At 41.9% G+C, this 20,404-nt stretch carries 8 protein-coding genes; all 8 read right to left on the bottom strand.

The window, feature by feature from the left end:
* Positions 1-139: 139 nt before the first annotated feature.
* The 8 genes from ACM0OX_RS01080 to ACM0OX_RS01045 all read right to left on the bottom strand — a co-directional run bounded on the left by ACM0OX_RS01080 (position 140) and on the right by ACM0OX_RS01045 (position 20,206).
* Positions 140-268 carry a hypothetical protein gene (locus tag ACM0OX_RS01080; protein ID WP_414512352.1) on the bottom strand — a complete coding sequence of 43 codons (129 nt, stop codon included), beginning with the start codon at positions 266-268 and terminating at the stop codon, positions 140-142.
* Between the two features lie 159 nt (positions 269-427).
* Positions 428-2,866, bottom strand: a complete 2,439-nt coding sequence (locus ACM0OX_RS01075; RefSeq protein ID WP_414512350.1) for a beta-propeller fold lactonase family protein — start codon at positions 2,864-2,866, stop codon at positions 428-430.
* A 267-nt stretch (positions 2,867-3,133) separates the two neighbouring features.
* The gene (locus ACM0OX_RS01070) at positions 3,134-7,450 is read right to left on the bottom strand and encodes an amino acid adenylation domain-containing protein (RefSeq protein ID WP_414512348.1); all 4,317 of its coding nucleotides are present in this window, start codon (positions 7,448-7,450) and stop codon (positions 3,134-3,136) included.
* Positions 7,447-10,713 carry a non-ribosomal peptide synthetase gene (locus tag ACM0OX_RS01065; protein ID WP_414512346.1) on the bottom strand — a complete coding sequence of 1,089 codons (3,267 nt, stop codon included), beginning with the start codon at positions 10,711-10,713 and terminating at the stop codon, positions 7,447-7,449. The genes ACM0OX_RS01070 and ACM0OX_RS01065 overlap by 4 nt, the downstream gene beginning before the upstream one ends.
* A 66-nt stretch (positions 10,714-10,779) precedes the next feature.
* Entirely contained in the window at positions 10,780-11,922 is a 1,143-nt protein-coding gene (locus tag ACM0OX_RS01060) for an acyltransferase family protein (RefSeq protein WP_414512344.1), read from the bottom strand.
* Between the two features lie 240 nt (positions 11,923-12,162).
* Positions 12,163-13,161: a cupin-like domain-containing protein gene (locus ACM0OX_RS01055; protein ID WP_414512343.1), complete on the bottom strand. Its 999-nt coding sequence runs from the start codon at positions 13,159-13,161 to the stop codon at positions 12,163-12,165.
* An 82-nt stretch (positions 13,162-13,243) separates the two neighbouring features.
* On the bottom strand, positions 13,244-18,175 hold the full coding sequence (locus tag ACM0OX_RS01050; protein ID WP_414512341.1) for an aminotransferase class III-fold pyridoxal phosphate-dependent enzyme: 4,932 nt from the start codon (positions 18,173-18,175) through the stop codon (positions 13,244-13,246).
* Between the two features lie 3 nt (positions 18,176-18,178).
* A complete protein-coding gene (locus ACM0OX_RS01045; protein WP_414512339.1) occupies positions 18,179-20,206 on the bottom strand; it encodes a non-ribosomal peptide synthetase in 2,028 nt (675 codons plus the stop codon).
* Positions 20,207-20,404: the final 198 nt, after the last annotated feature.

Raw genomic sequence — 20,404 nt, 5'->3', positions numbered from 1 at the left:
AATTAATGGTTTTTTTGTGACAGCCATTACGTGCCATAACCTGTAAATCACGTAGAAACAGGATTTTTTTGGTATCGTAAAGGAGTCAATTATTAAACTTATATAAAAGGCTAATAGTTAACTCCAGTAAATTTACTGCCTAAACCTGCGGATCAATATTACCATTGCCATCGCAAATAGCATCATATTTGCCATCAACAATAATAAATGGCGCAAGCAGCGAAGCAGCTTTGTGAAAGTCGCGGTATAATTTTCTATCCTTATTCACCGTAAAAAAATGCCTGTAACATGCCTATAAATAGCTTTAGACTGATGCAAAGACTATTTATACATGTATGAGTCCATATAATCGTTATGCAGAAAACAACCTCACCCCGCAACCGGGATGAGGTTGTATTATTTTTCTAAGTAATTCCTCGCCTTCGATCTAGGCAAGATTGACACTCAAATTGATCTGCACAATCATATCGTTATAATCTTTATCACCACCATTGGCTAAATCTTCAAAACCAAAGGTGTTATTTCCCAACAGTCGAATGTGATCTACCTTATCTGAGTTAGCACCCAAAAATGAAAAGTAAATCTTTGGATCGTTATTGGCATTATTATCGAGAAACTTATCTGCTTTACCATTGATAATAATAAAGGGTGCAAATAACGAATCAGTTCCGAAAGTGCTGGTAGATGTTGCCGAACCTTGATTGCTCACCGTCAAGTCAACGCCTGTAACACGCCCACGCACAGCGGCTTCGGCATAACCTGCTTGTCCAACAAGAATATCTGCTTTACCATCGCTATTGGTGTCAATGCCACCATTTTCATCAGCCACCCGATAAAAACCGACAAAGTTGTTCAATGCAGCTTCTCTATAAACCTTAAAGTCAGCTTTTACCGATTGTCCTACACCCCGTAAATCAATCAGTTCGCCTTCCTTTTTGCCTTGTAAATTTGTACCCAAAGATATTTCTTGATTTGTTGCCTGAACCGTTACAGCAAAATTTTGGAAGTTGAGAGAAAAGCCTTCCTCTCCTGTGTTGGTATTTGTGGCTGAGGAAAAAACGACACTTGAAAAAGATGCTTTTCCAGACAGTACAGCCTGAGTAGTACTGTTGGATACGCTATAGAATCGGAGTTTGGTATCAGAGTCAAATTCTAAGACGTTATTCACATCTTCATGCTTGAAACCCTTGGGCATATTAGCAAGGGAGAAGAAAATCACCTTGGAGCGTAAAAGAGCAGCTTGTGTATAGCCTTCTGCACCAGGGGCTATGCCATCAATCTTACCTTCATCATCATCAACATTAAATACACACAGCTCATTCACCTCTTTAAAAGTGCTGGTTTTAATTTTGATGGAGATTTTTGCTTTATTGCCTTTAGTCTTCAGCTTAGTCTTGACACTAAAGATATCGCCTGTAATTAATGTGAATAAAGTAGTAGGAGTCTTTTTATCGGCAACCCCAAGCGTAAATATATCACTAGCTTGCTCTCCAGCAATATCTTTAGCAGTGACTTTGATGTTTAGATTACCTACATCCTTATGTGTGGGAGTCCCACTAAAGGTAAGAGTAGCAGGATCGAACTTCAACCAAGTAGGCAGTAGGTCATCATTTTCTAGAGTTGCAGTGTAAGTCAGGGTATCTTCAACATCTACATCGCTGAAGGTGTCAACTGGAAGGGTGAAGTTGAAGACACTATCTTCGGTGGTTTCTTGGTCAAGAATTTCATTTGCCACCTCTGGCGTATGATTGAAAGGCGCACTAAACAACGCCACCGCCGAGTCATCATATCCAGCAGTATAGAGGTATTTGCCATCGGAGCTGAGAGTTACAGAAACCGCACCACCAAGTCCATCGACACCATCTGCATCATCTTTTTGAACTTCTACAAAACTTAGTTTGCCTGTGGTTGTATCCCGCTCAAACACCGCCACCGCCGAGTCATCATATCCAGCAGCATAGAGGTATTTTCCATCGGGGCTGACAGTAATGGAAGAGACACCACCAAGCCCATCGACACTACTGATACCATCTTTTTGAACTTCCACAAAACTTAGTTTGCCTGTGGTTGTATCCCGCTCAAACACAGCTACAGCTGAGTCATCATATCCAGCAGCATACAGGAATTTTCCATCAGGGCTGACGGTGAGGGATTTAGCACCAGCAAGTCCATCGACACCATTTGTATCATCTTTTTGAACTTCTACAAAACTCAGTGCGCCTGTGGTTGTATCCCGCTCAAACACAGCTATAGCCGAGTCATCATATCCAGCAGCATATAGGAATTTACCATCGGGGCTGACGGTGAGGGATTCAGCACCAGCAAGCCCATCGACACCATTTGTATCATCTTGTTGAACTTCTACAAAACTCAGTGCGCCTGTGGTTGTATCCCGCTTAAATACCGCTACAGCTGAGTCACTATATCCAGCAGCATAGAGGAATTTTCCATCAGGGCTGACGGTGAGGGATTTAGCACCAGCAAGTCCATCGACACCATTTGTATCATCTTTTTGAACTTCTACAAAACTCAGTGCGCCTGTGGTTGTATCCCGCTTAAATACCGCTACAGCTGAGTCACTATATCCAGATGCATACAGGAATTTTCCATCGGGACTGACTGTGAGAGATTCAGCACCAGCAAGCCCATCGACACCATTTGTATCATCTTTTTGAACTTCTACAAAACTCAGTGCGCCTGTGATTGTATCCCGCTCAAATACCGCTACAGCCGAGTCATCATATCCAGTAGCATAGAGGAATTTTCCATCGGAGCTAACTGTGAGGGATTTAGCACCAGCAAGTCCATCGACACCATTTGTATCATCTTTTTGAACTTCTACAAAATTCAGGATTTTCTGCGTCATATTTCCCTTGAGATTGCAAAATAGTTTGTAAAAGTAATATTCTTTTCTAGCAAAGATAAGAATGTACTATATAGCTTATTGTCTGATTTTTATTAAAGCCTCAGTAGATATACTAAGTAATTTTCAGCTTATCCCTTATGTTAGAGCTTTCTTTACGATCGAATTTATACATACATAGTTGAAGTTATTACGCGCAAATAAAACAACCCCATCCCGGAAGCGAGATGAGGTTGAAAGCTATAACTATTTCTGCAAATTAGACGAATTTTAGATGTCTACAATAGCTCGATCTATGCAAGCTCTCATCTTTTCAGATAGAGTTCGGACATGGGGTTCTCTAAAAATAGAGTCGTGGTTTCCTGGGACATTTTGAATATCCAAACCTCCTAAGACCATTTCACTCCAACCCATTTGGGGGTCAACCTCCCGTTTTTCCAATGCAACGCGCTCTTCTGCTCGGAATACAGTGACTCGACCTGGATAAGCTTTTAGAACGTATTCTCTGGCTGCCTGTTTATTGGCCTCTTCTATTGTTAATTTCCGGTAGTTATAAGGTACAGTCCGCCAGATTCTTAAGGAAAATTTAAAGAGCAATTTTCGGAACTTTTCTTGAAGTTTATACTTCAGCCAAGAGCTTTTGTTCCTGATTTGCTCAAGCACGTAATTAGTCCCAAGTTTTGTCAGGTTGTCCCAATGTTGAGAAACTCGCTTTTCTAACGGCGCTTGTTTAATATAATTTGGGCCAGTAGTATCAAATAAAGCTAACAGAGCTACTTTTTGACCTTGCCTTACGAGTTGTTGAGCCATTTCCCAAGCTACTAGTCCACCAAAGGAGGAACCACCCAAAAAATAAGGGCCTTCAGGTTGAATAGTTTGTATCTCTTTGATGTAATGAGCCGCCATTTGTGTAAGCTTGGTAAAGGGAGCTTCTTTCCCATTTAATCCTCGTGCTTGTAGTGCATAAAATGGCTGATTTTCACCCAAATGAAGTGATAAATCTCGGTAATAGAGAACACTTAAACCAATTGCATGGATGCAAAAGAGAGGTGGCTTAGAACCGTTGGGCTGCATTGGTACTAGTGATGACCAAGGCATCGATTTTTCTGAGTTGTTACTAATACTACTCTCAACCTGATTATGGCTTTCTGGCAAAAACCCTTGCTGGCGAATAATATTAGTTAATTGCTCAATGGTTGAAGATTGCAAGAGAATAGCTAAGGGCAGATTTAAGCCAAATGTCTTTTCAATCTGAGAAAACAGATGTACTGCAAGTAGTGAGTTTCCACCCAAATCAAAAAAGTTGTCTTTTATGCCAATGGGATGAATACCTAAAAGGTTTTCCCAAATTTTAGTTAACTGAAGTTGTAATGGATCTTCTGCTGTGGCAAATATTTTTTCTATTTTAGAATTAGTTGGATTCAGCCTAGATAAGGCTTGGCGATCGACTTGGCCATGAGCATTCAATGGCAGAGAATCGACTATGAAAAAGGCAGAAGGCAACAAATGTTCAGGTAACTTTTGCTGGAGAAAACTCAGCATTTGCTCGCTCCCAAAACTTTCTCCTTGTTTGGGAACAACATAAGCAACTAAACTTTTATCCCCAGGAACATCTTCTTTGGCAATCACCACAGTTTTTTGTACGCCTGGATATTGACCCAAAATTGTTTCAATTTCAGCCAACTCAATGCGAAAGCCGCGAATTTTTACCTGATTATCTAAGCGGCCTAAAAACTCAATATTGCCGTCACTTAAGTAGCGTCCTAAGTCACCAGTTCTGTAAAGGTATGCCCCAGATTCGCTGCTAAAGGGATTGGGGATAAATTTCTCAGATGTTAGTTCGGGACGATTAAAGTAGCCTTGGGTAACACCGATACCGCTGATGTAGATTTCACCACTTACACCAATAGGGAGGAGTTGCGATCGCCGATCGAGGATGTAGATTTGAGTATTGGCGATCGCTCTTCCTATAGGAATTTCTGACCGAGTGTTACTGGCTTCAGTTGCAGTCTCTGGATCGTAAACCGTTGCAGTTAAAGTTGTTTCTAGCGATCCATAAGCATTCAGCCAGCGTACTTGCTTGCCAACTTTTTCTACCCAAGTTAGATAAGCCTGCCGTGAGACTTTTTCGCCACCAACCATGACTAAGCGCAAGCTAGCTGGTAAGCTTTGGGGAGATACAGATAGCTCCTTGACTAACTCATACCAAAAAGACGTGGCTAGATTAACAACAGTAATTTGTTGTTGAGCAATGAACGGGAAAAACTGCCTCGTTGATTGCATCTCCTGAGATTGGAGAATTGCAGTAGCACCAGTAATCCAAGTGGGAAAGAGTGATTCAATGAAGGTATCGCAGCTAATACTAGGTATGAGTAGTAAGCGATCGCTCTGAGTCAACTCCCAAGTTTCGCTAATTGCCAAGCTGTGGCTGACAAGATTATGGTGGGTAATAGCTATACCGTTGGGTTTTCCATTGCAGCCGGACACATACATTACACAGGCGAGAGTCCGATCTGTGCCATAACTTTCTGGATTTTCAGTCACGTGTACGGCAATAACTTCCCAATCACTATCCAAACAGATAGCTTGTGCTTGATGCTCAGAGAGTTTCTCAACTAATGAGCTTTGGGTTAACACCAAAGATATTTGGGCATCTTCTAAAATGACAGCCAGACCATCTTGCCCAGATGTCGGAGCGATGGGTACGTAAGTTCCACCGACTTTCAAAATACCCAACAGCCCCACAATCATCTCCAGGGAAGGCTCTAGATAAAGACCGATGAGTACCCCCGATTCTACCCCTAAAGTTTGCAAATAGTAGGCTAGTTGATTTGCCCGCTGGTTAAGTTCCTGATAAGTTAATTGCTGATTTTTAAAACTTACTGCAATATTATTTGGAGTTCTTTTAGCTTGAGTTTCAAACCAGTGATGGATACAAGTATTCTGGGGATAATCAGCTTGTTTGCTATTCCACTCAATTAACAATTGATGTTGTTCGGGTGCTGTCAACAGGGGTAACTCAGCAATCGGGCGATCGGGATTAGCAACAATACCTTCGAGTAAAGTTTTGAAGTGTGCCAACATCCGCTCTATTGTACTGGCATCAAACATCTCGGCATTGTAATCGAATACCATACCCAGACCATTATCCTGTTCCCGCAAGACCAATGTCAGATCGTATTTGGTCTTGCCATGATAGATATAGCCAAATAGAGAAGTGATAGTCAAATCAGGTAGTTGCACTGATGCCATGCCACGGCCATTCGACCAAGGAGGATTGAGGGAGAATTTTACCTGGAACAGGGGCGAACTATTGCGACTTCGCTGTTCTGGTCTAAGTTCTTCAATTAGCTTTTCAAAGGGTAGGTCTTGATGGGTATAAGCCTCTAAACAATCCTTACGCACTCGGTCTAATAATTCTCGGAAAGTTGGGTTGCCTGCAAAGTTACTCCGCAGTACAAGAGTATTAGAAAAAAATCCAATCAGCCCCTCGGTTTCAACTTGTCCTCGACCTGCACTTGCAAAGTTAATTAGTAGGTCTTCTTGTCCAGAATAACGGTAGAGCAATAGCTCGAATGCTGCTAGTAGAGTCATGAACAGGGTGACACCCCATTTTTGACTCATGTCTGTCAGGGCATGGTTCAGCGACTTTGATAGCAGCAGGGCAGCGCGATCGCCTCGATAGGTTTGCACACTTTGAGGACGGGGGCGATCGTAAGGTAACTCAATGATCGGTAAATTGCCTTCTAGCTTTTGCTTCCAGTAGTTTACCTGTGACTCTAAAACCTCTCCCTGGAGCCATTGATATTGCCAATTGGTAAAATCAGCATACTGCACTGGTAAGGGAGTTAAAGGAGAAACCTGACCTGCTGATAATGCTTTATAGATGGTAATCAGGTCTTGATAGAACAGATCGGATGAAGCACCATCACAAACTATGCAGTGCATATTCCAAATTAGCAGATGTTCGCGATCGCTTAATCGCAGCAGTAACACCCGCAAAATTGGCCCGTTGCCTAAATCAAAGGGTTGATGAGCTTCTTTAGTTGCCAGTAGGTGAGCTTCCGCCTCTCGTTGTTCATCTGGTACTTGCCGCAAGTCAATTATTGGCAGTGTCAAGGAAACATCGGTGGCGATGACTTGAGTGGGCTTTCCATTGACTGCTGGAAAAGTTGTCCGCAGAACTTCATGGCGACGGACGACTTCTCTTAAACTTTCCTCTAAGACAGCAACATTCAGATTCCCTGTAAAACGCACGACAACTGGCATATTATTTGAGGAACTATCAGGTTCAAACTGATGGAGGAACCATATCCGTTGCTGACCAAAGGAAAGCGGCAAGTTGCCATTCCGTTCACAAGCGACAATTGGGGGAATCTGTGAACTGGCGGCTGTGTTAATTTGTCGGAGAAAGTTGATGATTTCGGCTTTTTGAGTTTTTAACTCGGTTAGCAATTCCGGTGTGAGACTATCTTTTGCGGCCCGATAGCGTAAGCGTTGGCTATGCCCGCCGCAGGCATCGCCTTCTAGCCAAAGTTTGACATCGCGCTGACGTAGCTCAGATAGTAGTTCATCTAATGTTTTCATAGCTCACCTTCCTCGTAATCATCAGCTGTTTCACTCTCAGCAGCCTGAACACCTTGGGCTGCCCACCGCAGAGTCTCCACTCGTTCAGCCAAATCTGCTACTGTTGGTAATTCAAATAAATTGGACATCAAAATTTCTGCTTGCAAGGCTTGGCGAACTCGAGAAACCACTTGAATCCCTAGTAGAGAATATCCACCCAATTCAAAAAAGTTGTCGTTAATCCCAACCTGCTTGACATTAAGAACCTGCGCCCATATATCTGCAATCTGCTGTTCAATGGGAGTGCGAGGCGCTACATAATTCGCCTCTAGTTCTGGGCGGGAAGCATCAGGCTGTGGCAATGCCTTGCGATCGACTTTGCCATTGGGGGTTAACGGCATAGCTTCTAGTGCCATAAAGATTGTTGGCACCATAAAGTCAGGAAGTTGTTGTTTCAAGAATCGACGCAATTGCGAAATCACTTCCAAGCTATCTTGACCAGTTTCGGCAACAATATAACCGACTAAACTAGTCTCATTAGGAATGTCTTCTCGAACAATTACAACAGCTTCTTTTACTCCTGGATGTTGCAGGAGTGCGGTTTCAATTTCACCCAATTCTATGCGGAAACCACGCAATTTTACCTGATAGTCGATACGACCCAAGTATTCAATATGTCCATCTGGTAAATAGCGAGCTAAATCCCCAGTTTTGTATAAGCGCGATTCAGGGTTTGGGCTGAAGGGATTAGAAATAAATCTTTGAGCAGTCAGTTCGGGACGATTCAGATATCCCCTTGCTAGTCCTTCGCCACCAATATACAACTCACCTGATATACCAATGGGAACGGGTTGTAAATGGGAGTCTAAAATGTAGATTTGCGTATTAGCTAGAGGGCAACCAATGCCTATTGCTTTATTTGCCGTTGTCACCTTGTAGCCTGTTGACCAAATCGTTGTTTCTGTAGGCCCGTAAAGGTTCCACAGACAAGCTCCCTTCGGTAATAATTGATTGGCGAGGTCTCTAGGTAAGGCTTCGCCTGTGGAAATCATCTTCAGTTGAGGACTACCTTGCCATCCGGCTGCCAGTAATAACCGCCAAGTAACTGGTGTCGGTTGCATAAAGGTTGCCCCGGAGGTGGTTAGCGCTTTTAACAGTTGTGTTCCGTCAGCCGCAACTTCACGGCTTACCAATACCAACTTCGCACCTACAGATAGGGGTAGAAAAATTTCTGAAACGGCAATATCAAAGGATAGGCTAGTAACAGAGAGGAGAGTATCTTCAGCAGTTAAACCGGGTTCTTTAGCGATCGCACTTAAAAGATTAACAGCATTCTGATGTTGAATTTGAACGCCTTTCGGTTGACCTGTCGAGCCAGATGTATAGATGACGTAGGCTAAGTTATTGGAAGTAATGTTATGTGTTGGGTTATCTGACCCATAATCTATGGATTGCCAGTTGCTATCAAGGCAAACAATCTCTGCTTGATGGTTTGGTAGCCCCGACTTTAGCTTCTCTTGCGTTAGTAGCACTGACACCTGAGCATCTTGCAGCATGAAAGCTAAACGTTCTTGAGGATAAGCATAATCTAATGGTACGTATGCTCCTCCGGCTTTGAGAATGCCTAAAACTCCTACAACCATTTCCAAGCTGCGCTCGACACACAGACCAACCAGAACTTCTGACCCGACTCCTAAGCTTTGGAGATAATGGGCTAGTTGATTGGCTCGCTGATTCAGTTCGCGGTAGCTAATTTGTTCATTTTCAAAAACTACAGCGATCGCATCTGGAGTCTTCTCCACTTGAGTTTCAAACAGCTGGTGAATGCAGATATCTTGGGGATAAGCTGTTTGAGTATTGTTCCATGTTGCTAATAACTGTTGCTCAACTGCTGGCAAAATTGGCAATTTAGCAATAATTTGATTAGGGTTAGCAACTATGCCTAATAACAAAGTTTCAAATTCTGCCATCCTGCGGCGGATAGTATCAGCGTCAAATAAATTAGTGTTGTACTGGCATTCCAGAATAAGTTCACCATGCGATTCCGTAGCATTGATAAACAGTTCAAAATTCTCGAATGCGCGGGGATTGGAGAAAAATTCTACCTCTAAATCAATAAAGGGAAGTCGATCGCTGTCTAAGGCTTGATCGACATTAAATATAATTGGTACTAAGGGAATGCGGCTGGAATCCCGTGGTAATACTAATTTTTTGACTAGACTACCAAAGGTAAATTGTTGATGTTCATAAGCATCTAAGACAGCCGATCGCCGCGATTGCAAGTAGTCGCTGAACGATTTTTCGCCATTAATCTGGCTACGCAATGGTAGTAAATTTACACAGTGACCTACAAGATTATATTGCCCTAAAGCAGCTTGTCCGGCGGCTGGAATACCTACAACTAAGTCGTTTTGTCCTGTTAGTCGGTGCAGCCAGACCTCGAATCCTCCCAGGATCGTAGTCATAAAGCTACAACCGAGTTTTGTTCCTAGTTGTTTCAGGTTGGCAACTAATTCCGGATTTAAATGCCAATCTTCACGAGCGGCGTTAAAGGTTCTGAGTGGGGGACGGGGGCGATCGCTAGGGAAATCTAGTACAGGTACAGAGTCAGCGAATTGTTGTAACCAGTATTGTTCTGTGGCGATCGCTTCTGGACTATCCGCCTCTTCTTCCTGCAAAATCGCATATTCACTTAAATAGTCTGGTTCTTCTAATTCAGGAACAATACCCTGTTGCAAGCTAGAATAAAGTTTACCCAAATCTGGCATCAGCACTGCCCAAGACCAACCATCACATATAATATGATGAACTGTCAAAATAGCTAGATGCTCTTGCGGTTGCAATTTAATAATCTTTGCCCGAAATAGAGGGCCATGTTCCAAATCAAAAGGTTGCTCTACCTCTTGTCGCCAGATACTAGCTAATTTTTCCTGTTGTTCCTGTGGTTCTAGGTTAGACAGTTCAATAATAGGAATTTCAATTTGCCGAGAAGCAACAATGCAGAGTGTATTGCCATCGGTGCTAAAAGTTGTCCGTAGTGCTTCATGACGTTGTACTAACTTTTCCACCGCAGATTGGAAAAGTTTGACATCAAGTTCGCCTTTTAGTCGCAGAGATTGAGACTCATTATAAGCACAATTAGCAGCATCGCCCATTTGCACAGAAGCCCAAATTTCTTTTTGTGATTCTGTGGCGGGGGCGGTTAGAAGTAATTCTCCATTTGCAAATGGATCAAAATCAACCGCAGTTAATGTCGATTGGTAATCTACAGGTGATAAGGTCATAAAACTCTATTATTTTCTCAGTTTATTGAATGTGGATAAATTTCAATCTTTTTTAAATTACTGACTTCAAATACATTGTTTAGCCAAGATTGTAGATTTTAAGTAATTACGCGCAGGGACTTCTACAAATCTATATGTCAATGATGCAACCAATAAAACAATCATAAGAAATACTCCTAAAGATGTCAACGATTGATATTCTGTGAATTCTTTACCAAAAACATCGTGAAATTTATAAATCCAGAAAGATTTTAACAATTCTTGAACAAACCAATGAACCATATAAGTTGAGTAAGAGATAGTGCCGACATATAGCATTAACCGTGAATTGAGAAACTTTGATATTACACTTTTGTTGTTGATAGATACAGCTAAAATCAGTAGAGAAAAAGCTGGTAAAATTAGCCAATCATGAATGTTACGAAAATGATGCCAGTAGTAATGCATAATCAAAATTATCCAAGTTATAGCTATAATTGCCAGGAAATTAAGATTAAAATACTTTTTATAATTCCCTCTCTGATAAATTTTGTAAGTTATAATACCAAGGATGCATTCTAGCCCACATCTAGCTATCGAAGGTATGCCAATAATAGTATCTAAATTGCCACGGTTAAAGGTGATTAGTAGTAATATGCAAAAGAGAGTAAAACTATAAATTATCAAATCAATTTTGGATTTATTTCTTAATAAGAGTAATAATAAAAATGGAAATAGACAGTAAATAAAAAACTCTACACTTATTGACCAAGCTGGCTCATTCCAATAGGTATTACACCAAAATAAAGGTGGACACTTTAGGTCAAATGCTTGGAGAAGAAAAATATTGGAAAAAAGAGCAGTTAAGTTAAATTTACCAGTAAAAGCAGAAGTGTTTAGGAAAAGTAATTTTACAACCTCTAATCCAACAAATAAAGAAATAATAAATATATGCAGAGGATAAATTCTAGCAAAACGCGAGAATAAATACGAACGATAGTTTTTTAAACTGACTTTTAAACAAAAAGTCTCTGCATAAACGTGGGTCATGATAAAACCACTCAGAATAAAGAAAAAATCAACCCATAAATATCCATTTTGAAAAAAATTAGTATAGGCTGATAAAGTTGAACCTGTTTTCGGTAAACCGTAATAAGAAAAATGGTGTATAACAACAACCAAGGCTGCAATACCACGTAAAGAAGTGAGCGATTTGATGTGTTTATACATTGACAAATTTGGTTTTATTTTCTACCTATAGCAATCCTTTTTGAGTTGTGAAAATTCTTTTTTAAATTAGACGCGTAGTTACTTTCTGTCGGCTACTATGAAGGATATAATAAGTGCTTAATCTTGCATAGAAGCAACCTACGCGGAGTGTCTAAAAGAAAAGATTTCACAAATGATTTAGAATTGCTATAACACCGATTCAGTATTCAGACCAATTAATAATCAGTCATTTGAGAAAAATTAGATTTTTTTGACAATCTTGTTGATAAATTGCTTTAACTTTCCCTCAATAGATTTTAGTTTTAATACACCAGAGCGCAGGATCATAAATTTACTTTTCGGTTTGCGATCGGATAGAAGACCCAGAGCAAAAATTTTGAGCCGATCTTTCAAAGCAGATTTATCTGGTGGAGTGGGTTTTAATCCCAGTCTGCGTAAGTAGCTGTTGACTTGATATATTCTGGCTTTGAGATCGTAAGGTCGCAGATAAAAGAGGATACTCAAAGCTACAGAGACATTATTACCATTTTTAGCCCAATGGGGTGCCAATATCGGATGATGGAGTCCCTTGCCTGGTTGTAAATGGTAAACCCTTGCTTTACTCTGATTCTCCTCTTTATAATTTGCTACATTCAGGTCGCCTACATAAAATTTTTCAATCTCCTCTTCGCTCAGTACAGAACGATCGCTTTGATTGAAGAGGCTCATATCTTTCTCGCCCTGAATTTGAAACAGGAAATTCAACTCACTATCGATATGGTAAGGTGTAATAGAATTTGGGGAACCAATAAAAATGTAAGCACCTAGCCACGTCATCTGCTTCCGAAGGGGTTTACCTGTAAGAGTTTCGAGTTCAGTGATAATCTGGTTAACCAAGGCAGCATATTCTGGGTCTACTTGAACATCTTCAAGCATCACCCAAGAATCCGATTCACCAATATGTGCGATCGCCTCGTTAATTTGCTTGATTCCAGGTCGCTGATTCCACTTTTGCTCAACAGGAACTTTGCTGATATAAGACTGAATTTTATTTGCTCTACCCTGACTTAGCATGGTATTTGCAAGCTCAACTAAGCGGGGGATCTCAAATAAAGGATGTCCTGCAAGGTTATGCGAAAACATGAAGTGAGAAGAGTTGAAGTTTTCCCGGAAGTTTGAAACATCAGTTTCAATGATTTGTTCAGGAAGCTTCGGATCGGACTTAATAGAACTTGGTTCAAGTAAATTATCAACTGACATACAAAAATGGATGAGTATTTACTATTTGCAAAAATTACTAACGCTTACTACACTTTCTATGCACTTGATTTTTGAAAGCACTTCAAGAAACACTTGCGACTTGTAAATATTTCCCAGGACGCTCGATATCCGGGATATACCAGGCGGGGTTTCCTTGGGGATCTCGTCCTAATTTGGCATCAGGTTGCGGAGGACGATTACGTAAACTGTTATTGGTTTCGCGGTTTGTTACTTCTATGGGCGGTGCAGACAAAAAGCCAGCAGACTGCATTTCGGCAATACTTTCTTTAAAGGCTGCCATTACGAAAGCCAGATCGGCTTCGGAATGGGCTGTCGTCAAGAAGCAAGGACGGTGATCCCAAGTATGCACTCCCTTATCCCGCAGCAAGTAAAACAGTAAATCTCCGTAGGGAAACTCTGGTAAAGACTTCACCATGAACAGGGAGCCGAAATTATAAGCTGTAAACGGAGCCTGAACTTGCTGGAAATAGCCCATAAGTTCCGCTACAAACTTATCAGTTCTGGCATTGAGATTTTGCTGCAAGCTGGGGCCACTCTGTTTTAAATGCTGAAGTACTGCTTTGGCGGCTGCTAGTGCTAAAGGATGGCGGACGAAAGTGCCGGCGAAGTAAGTCACGCCTACTTCTGGAACGGAGTCATCGCCAAACTGCCAAAACCCACCATCCAAAGCATCCATATATTGTGATTTGCCAGCAATGACCCCAATTGGTAGCCCACCGCCCACAATCTTACCGTAGGTTGCTATGTCTGCCTTGATACCGAAATGCGCTTGAGCGCCACCTGGATGAATTCTAAATCCGGTAACGATTTCATCAAAAATCAGAGCAATACCAGCTTCTTCCGTGAAATCACGCAATTGCTGGAGGAATTCCTTGGGCTGGTATTCAGGGCGACGGCTTTGCACAGATTCCACCATCACTGCTGCTAACTCATCAGCCCGACTTCTGAGTATTTCTAGAGACTCAGGCGAATCATAGTCCACCACCAAAATGTTCTCCACCATTTCCGGTGGGATACCAGGAGCAGCCGGAATTGACCGGAGTTTTTTTGTACCCCGAACAATTACTTCATCCAAAATACCGTGATAAGCTCCAGAAAAGATGGCAATTAAGTTACGCCCTGTGATGGTACGTGCCATCCGCATCGCTCCCAGAACCGCTTCGGAACCTGTGTTGCAAAAGGCTGCTCGTTCAAAGTTGGTCAACTCACACATCAGCTTTGCCACTTCTCCAACAAAGGGAGTTTGCGGGCCAATTTCCATGCCGAGTTTGAGTTGGGCTTCAATTGCTTCAGTAATGAAAGGTGGCGACCAACCAAACAAATTCAACCCAAAGCCATTGCTTAAATCGACATATTCATTACCATCAACATCCCAAAGTTTAGAACCTGAAGAACGAGACGCCACGATGGGATAAACCATCTCTTTCATCGTCGGGTTAAACCCGGAAACAGTTCTGGGATCTGCTAAGTAAGGGCGATGAGTTTGAGTATATTCTTTGGATTTTTGAGTCCGTTTTGTATATCTTTGGATAATTTTGTCTAGATGAGTGCGTTGTTGTGCTGTCAGAGTTTTAGTCTGAGTCTTTTCAATTCGAGCAGCCGCACCAAATGCCTTTTTAGCACCATTTGACTCTGTTTCTACTGATGCTGATTCTTTGCTGGTTTGGGTTGGGGGGACAGATACAGCATTTTGTGGCTTGACACCATTATTTTGAGATGTTGCCGCAGGTACAACTGGGATTGTTACAGATTGACTGCTATTCCCCAATAGCGCCAATTGCTGGCTCATAATTTGTAGCTGCTGATTAATCACACCTTCTAGGATGCTACTAGATGCAGCCGGTTGAAGGGAAATCTTAGGTGCAGCTCCATTTGATCCATTTGTATGAACTTCATGAACTACCAAGGTGGGTGATGTGGTTACAGTTGCGGGTTCTGGCAATGAAGTTTCTGGAACGATATCTGCAACGGTTTCTGTTAATCCTAATGCGGATAAAGTTTCGGGAGACAAGGCTGAATTGATAAAGTCGGCCAGTGTTCCTAAATTGGGGTAAATTTCTAGTAACTGCCTAAGTGTTACTTTGACTTTAAATTTTTTCTTTAACGCTAGCCCGACTTGTGTCAAAGATAAGGAATCTAATCCCATTTCTAAAAATGTTGTCGAGTCGTCAACACTTGCGATTTCCAATCCTGAAGTTTCTTCGATAATTTCTTTGAGCAGGAGAATAAGCTTTTGCTGAGTGGATGTTGTCATAGTTTGGGTCTTTTCTAATAATTGGGAATTTAAAAGTTTGGGAGTTGCTGCGCGATTGGGATGAGGTGGAGGATCGATCCAGAAGCGTTGGCGTTCAAAGGGATAAGTAGGCAGGGGAATTCGTTGTCGCGTTTCCCTTTGATAGAAGTTGCTCCAGTCAATAGATACTCCTGCTAACCACAGTTGTCCTACTGCCTTGAGTAATGCCGTCCATTCAGCTTCGTTCTCGGCGTTATCACCCAAAGAAGGAATGGCTATCTGTTGTTTAATATCTTTTGCTTGTTGGCGGGCTAAGGTCGTAGTTGTGATTCGCGGCCCCACCTCTAAAAGTAAGCGTTCTGGCTGCTGCCATAGAGTTTGTACGCCCTCGGCAAACCGCACAGTCTGACGCAGATGTGTAGCCCAATACATCGGATCTGTTGCTTGCTGGACTGTAATCCAGTCGGCGGTAACTGTAGATACAAAGGGAATTTGGGGAGGTGATAATTTAACCTTCCCAACTACCTCAGCAAAGGGGGCTATGATGCCATCCATCATCGGGGAGTGGAAAGCGTGGGAAGTGTGTAAATGGCGACAGATAACTTCTTCGCTTTCTAGCTGTTTTTGCAGAGATGCGATTGCCTCTGTGGGGCCAGAAACTACACACAGGGAAGGGCCATTAATTGCAGCGATCGCTAGTTCTGCATTCAATCGCGGCTCTACCTCTTTGGCTGGTAGGCGCACTGAAAGCATAGCTCCTGCCGGTAACTCCCACATTAAGCGACCGCGAGTTGCAACCAACATCAGCGCATCTTCTAAGGTGAATACACCTGCTATACAGGCGGCGACAAATTCGCCAATACTGTGGCCAATCATGGCTTGGGGCTTGACTCCCCAACTTTGCCACAGTTGCGCTAAAGCGTATTCAATGACGAATAGTGCTGGTTGGGTAAAGCAGGTTTGTCGCAAAGAGATAGCCGCAGTTTCGCGCTCGCTCGCTGCTGGATAGATGATTTCTCGCAAATCCCTGCCCAGCAAAGGCTTAAGCATTTCAGCACATTCATCTACTGCTTCCTGGAATACAGGTTCGCGGTTGTAGAGATTCAGTCCCATGTTCACATATTGCGATCCTTGTCCGGGGAACATGAAGACAACGGCTGGATTGCGGATTTCTATGTGACGGGTATTTACTTGATTTGGATCTAAAGATTGGAGAGCTGCGATCGCATCTGTAATATCGTGACAAACTATACTGCGTCGGTAGTTAAAAGCTTTGCGCCCTCGCTGTAGGGTATAAGCTACATCAGCTAAGTTAATTTCGGCATTGTATTGTAAATGTTGCTGTAAATTCGCGGTTGCAGCCTCTAAAGCTTTACTAGTTTTTGCCGAGAGTAACAATAGCTGCTGTGGGCGAGAAGATCCGGAACTTTGGATTTGTGGCGCTTCTTCTAGCACAATATGAGCATTAGTCCCGCCGACACCAAAAGAACTCACACCGGCTCGTCGCGGAGTTTCACCCTCCGACCATTCAGCTAGTTTGGTATTTACATAGAAGGGGCTGTTGGCAAGGTCAATCTTGGGATTGGGAGCCTCAAAATTTAAACTAGGTGGAATCTTTTTATAATGCAGGGCGAGAGCGGTTTTAATTAACCCTGCTACTCCAGCCGCCGCAACTAAATGTCCGACATTGCTTTTAAGAGAGCCGATCGCACAAAATTGTTTAGCATTTGTATGCACCCGGAATGCTTGTGTCAGCGCTTCAATTTCAATCGGGTCGCCTAAAGGTGTAGCTGTGCCGTGAGCTTCAATATAAGAGATGGTTTCTGGGTGAAAGTTAGCATAAGCTTGCGCCATTGCAATGGCTTCTGCTTGTCCGTCTACGCTGGGAGCGGTAAAGCTCACCTTATCAGCGCCGTCATTATTGATACCAGAACCTCGAATTACAGCATAGATGCGATCGCCATCATGGAGTGCATCTTCTAAACGTTTGAGGACAACTACTCCTGCGCCATTATTGAACATTGTGCCCTGAGCGCTGGCATCAAAGGGACGACAATGCCCATCTCCAGAAAGCATACTGCCTTCTTGAGCTATGTAACCGCTGTTTTGGGGTGTAGTCATGGATACACCACCAGACAAAGCCAAATCGCACTGATAGCTGGTTAAAGCTTGACAAGCCTGAATGACTGCTACCAAAGAAGTAGAACAGGCTGTATTGACGCTGACAGCTGGGCCTTTGAGGTTGAGTTTGTAAGCAGCACGGGTGGTTAAAAAGTCTTTTTCATTGGCTAACATCGTTTGGAATTCACCGATGCGATCGACAATTTCCATACGACCAGCAATATGGTTAGCAAAATAAGTATTTTGACCGCAACCAGCATACAAACCAATCAAACCCTCAAAAGACTCTGATTCATAACCAGCATTTTCTAGGGCTTCATAAACCAACTCAAGGAATACTCTAGCCTGTGGGTCCATAACCACAGCTTCAAGTGGATTAATGCCAAAGAAAGCGGCATCAAAGGTTTCGCCCCCAGGAATTATCCCTCTAGCTTTTACATAGCTAGGATCTTTGCAAAGGTTCGGATCGATACTAGGGTCTAGTTCTTCTTCTTGAAAGAAAGTCGTTGATTCTAATCCTTCACAGAGATTGCGCCAAAATTCATCGACATTTCCAGCGCCAGGAAATCTTCCTACCATGCCAATAATGGCAACACCATCACTAGGATCTTGGTTATCGGATGCTTGCATATTTACCATTGCTTAAACACCTTGTTGATGATTACGGCGACGAGCACGAGCTGCTTGCTGGCGTTGGGCGCGATTTTGCAGCTTGTCAGAAGACGGTTGGCTATTCTGGTTTGAATCCAAATAGTTTGCTAAAGAGCCAATTGTTGAATACTGAAATAGCTTCACAGCAGGTAGCTCAATACCAATTTCCTGTTTTATTCGCGCAGCAACTTGGAGAATTGAGATTGAAGTTGCTCCCAAATCAAAGAAATTATCATCAATCCCAACGCGATCGATTTTCAGCAGTTCGGATAAAATACCTGCAAGCAGACGTTCTAAATCGGTTTGGGGAGCAATATACGCTTGTTCCAGTTGCGGACGTTCTCTACTTGGTGCTGGCAATTTATGTCTATCTACTTTGCCATTTGCAGTCAAAGGCAATGACTCTAACATCACAAATGCCGATGGCACCATGTAATTAGGTAGTCGCTGTTGTAAGAAACTGCGTAATTTATTGTGCGTATATCCACTGTTATAGTGAGGAACAATATAAGCCGTTAACTGTTTTTCACCTGCTTCATCTTGACGAGCTAAGACGGCAATTTCCCGAACGTCAGGATGTTGTGCAATTTCTCGCTCAATTTCCCCTAGTTCAATTCGGAAACCGCGAATTTTTACCTGATTGTCAATCCGGCCTAAGAACTCGATATTGCCATCTGGAAGATAACGAGCTAAATCCCCAGTTTTGTAAAGGCGCGTTGCTAAATTGCCATCAAATGAGTGAGAAATGAATTTTTCAGCAGTTAAGTCTGGGCGATTTAAATAGCCTCTAGCTAATCCATCACCACCAATGTATAATTCACCAACTTCTCCAATTGATACTGATTGGAGGTTTTGATCTAATATATAAACTTGGGTGTTAGCAATTGGACGACCAATAGGAATCGAAACATCTGGTTGTAGTGGTGCTGTTATCGGATGGCAGCAGGTAAAAGTTGTATTCTCAGTTGGGCCATAACCGTTAATTAGTTGACAGTTCTGTACTGTTTGGAGAAACTTCTGTGCATGGGGAACAGATAAAACATCACCACCCGCTAAAAGTTGACGTAAGGATTTTAAAGCATCAATTTTTTCATCTACTATCAGGTGAAATAAACCGGCTGTCAGCCAAAGAGTTGTAACTTGGTATTGCTGAATAATCTGCCCTAATTCTTCTAAAGATGGTGTATTAGGAGGGTAAATTACTAGTCGTCCACCATTAAGTAAACAACCCCAAATTTCAAAAGTGGAAGCATCGAAGGAAATAGGAGCAAGTTGCAGAATTACTTCTTCAGGTGTGAGTTGAGCATAATTAGTTTCTTTGACTAACCTAACTACACCACGATGTATAACGCTAACACCTTTGGGTGTCCCTGTAGAGCCTGATGTATACATGACATAAGCCAAGTTATCAGCAGTAACACTAGTACTTAAGTTGTCTTTTTTATTTTGGGCAATTGTATTCCAATCTGCATCTAGACAAATTACAAGTGCTGTGTGAGTAGGTAATTTGGTAACTAGTTCTTTTTGAGTTAGTAGTACAGATACCTGGGTATCTGACAGCATAAAAGCTAAACGTTCTTGTGGATACCCTGGATCTAATGGTACATAAGCTCCACCTGCTTTAAGGATAGCTAAGAGTGCTACAACCATTTCTAAGGAGCGCTCTATGCAGATTCCTACAAGGATTTCTGTTCCTACTCCTAGTGATTGTAGATGTTTTGCTAGTTGATTAGCACGATGATTCAAATCTCTATAAGTAAGATGCTGATTATTAAAAATTAGTGCTACAGCATCAGGTGTTTTCTCGACTTGTGCTTCAAACAACTGATGAATAGACGCTTGTTGAGGATAATCAGTTTGAGTATTATTCCACTCTATTAGTAGGTTGTTTTCAGATTTTTTCAAAATAGGTAATGTCAAATTATCTCGTTCTAAGTTGTTTTCTGATGATGAAATTTGAACATTATTCATCAGTAATTCATTTTTATTTTGAGCCAATGAATTAGTTATTAGTTTCATTTTTAAGTTGAAGGAAAAATACTTATATCAATGAAGAACAAGGAATTGGGTGTATTTAAATTTAAGATGAGATGTTTATTTTCTGTATTTAGAGAAACAGATAAAATCAAAAGTGTGAAAGCATTCTTATATATTTGTTTATTAGTGTTTCCACGTAGGGTTTATGGTTACATTGTTAGCTTTTAAATTATATTAAAA

The organism is Nostoc sp. PCC 9305 (assembly GCF_963920915.1).
Lineage (GTDB): Bacteria > Cyanobacteriota > Cyanobacteriia > Cyanobacteriales > Nostocaceae > Nostoc.
This window is presented reverse-complemented; position numbering and strand designations above follow the sequence as displayed.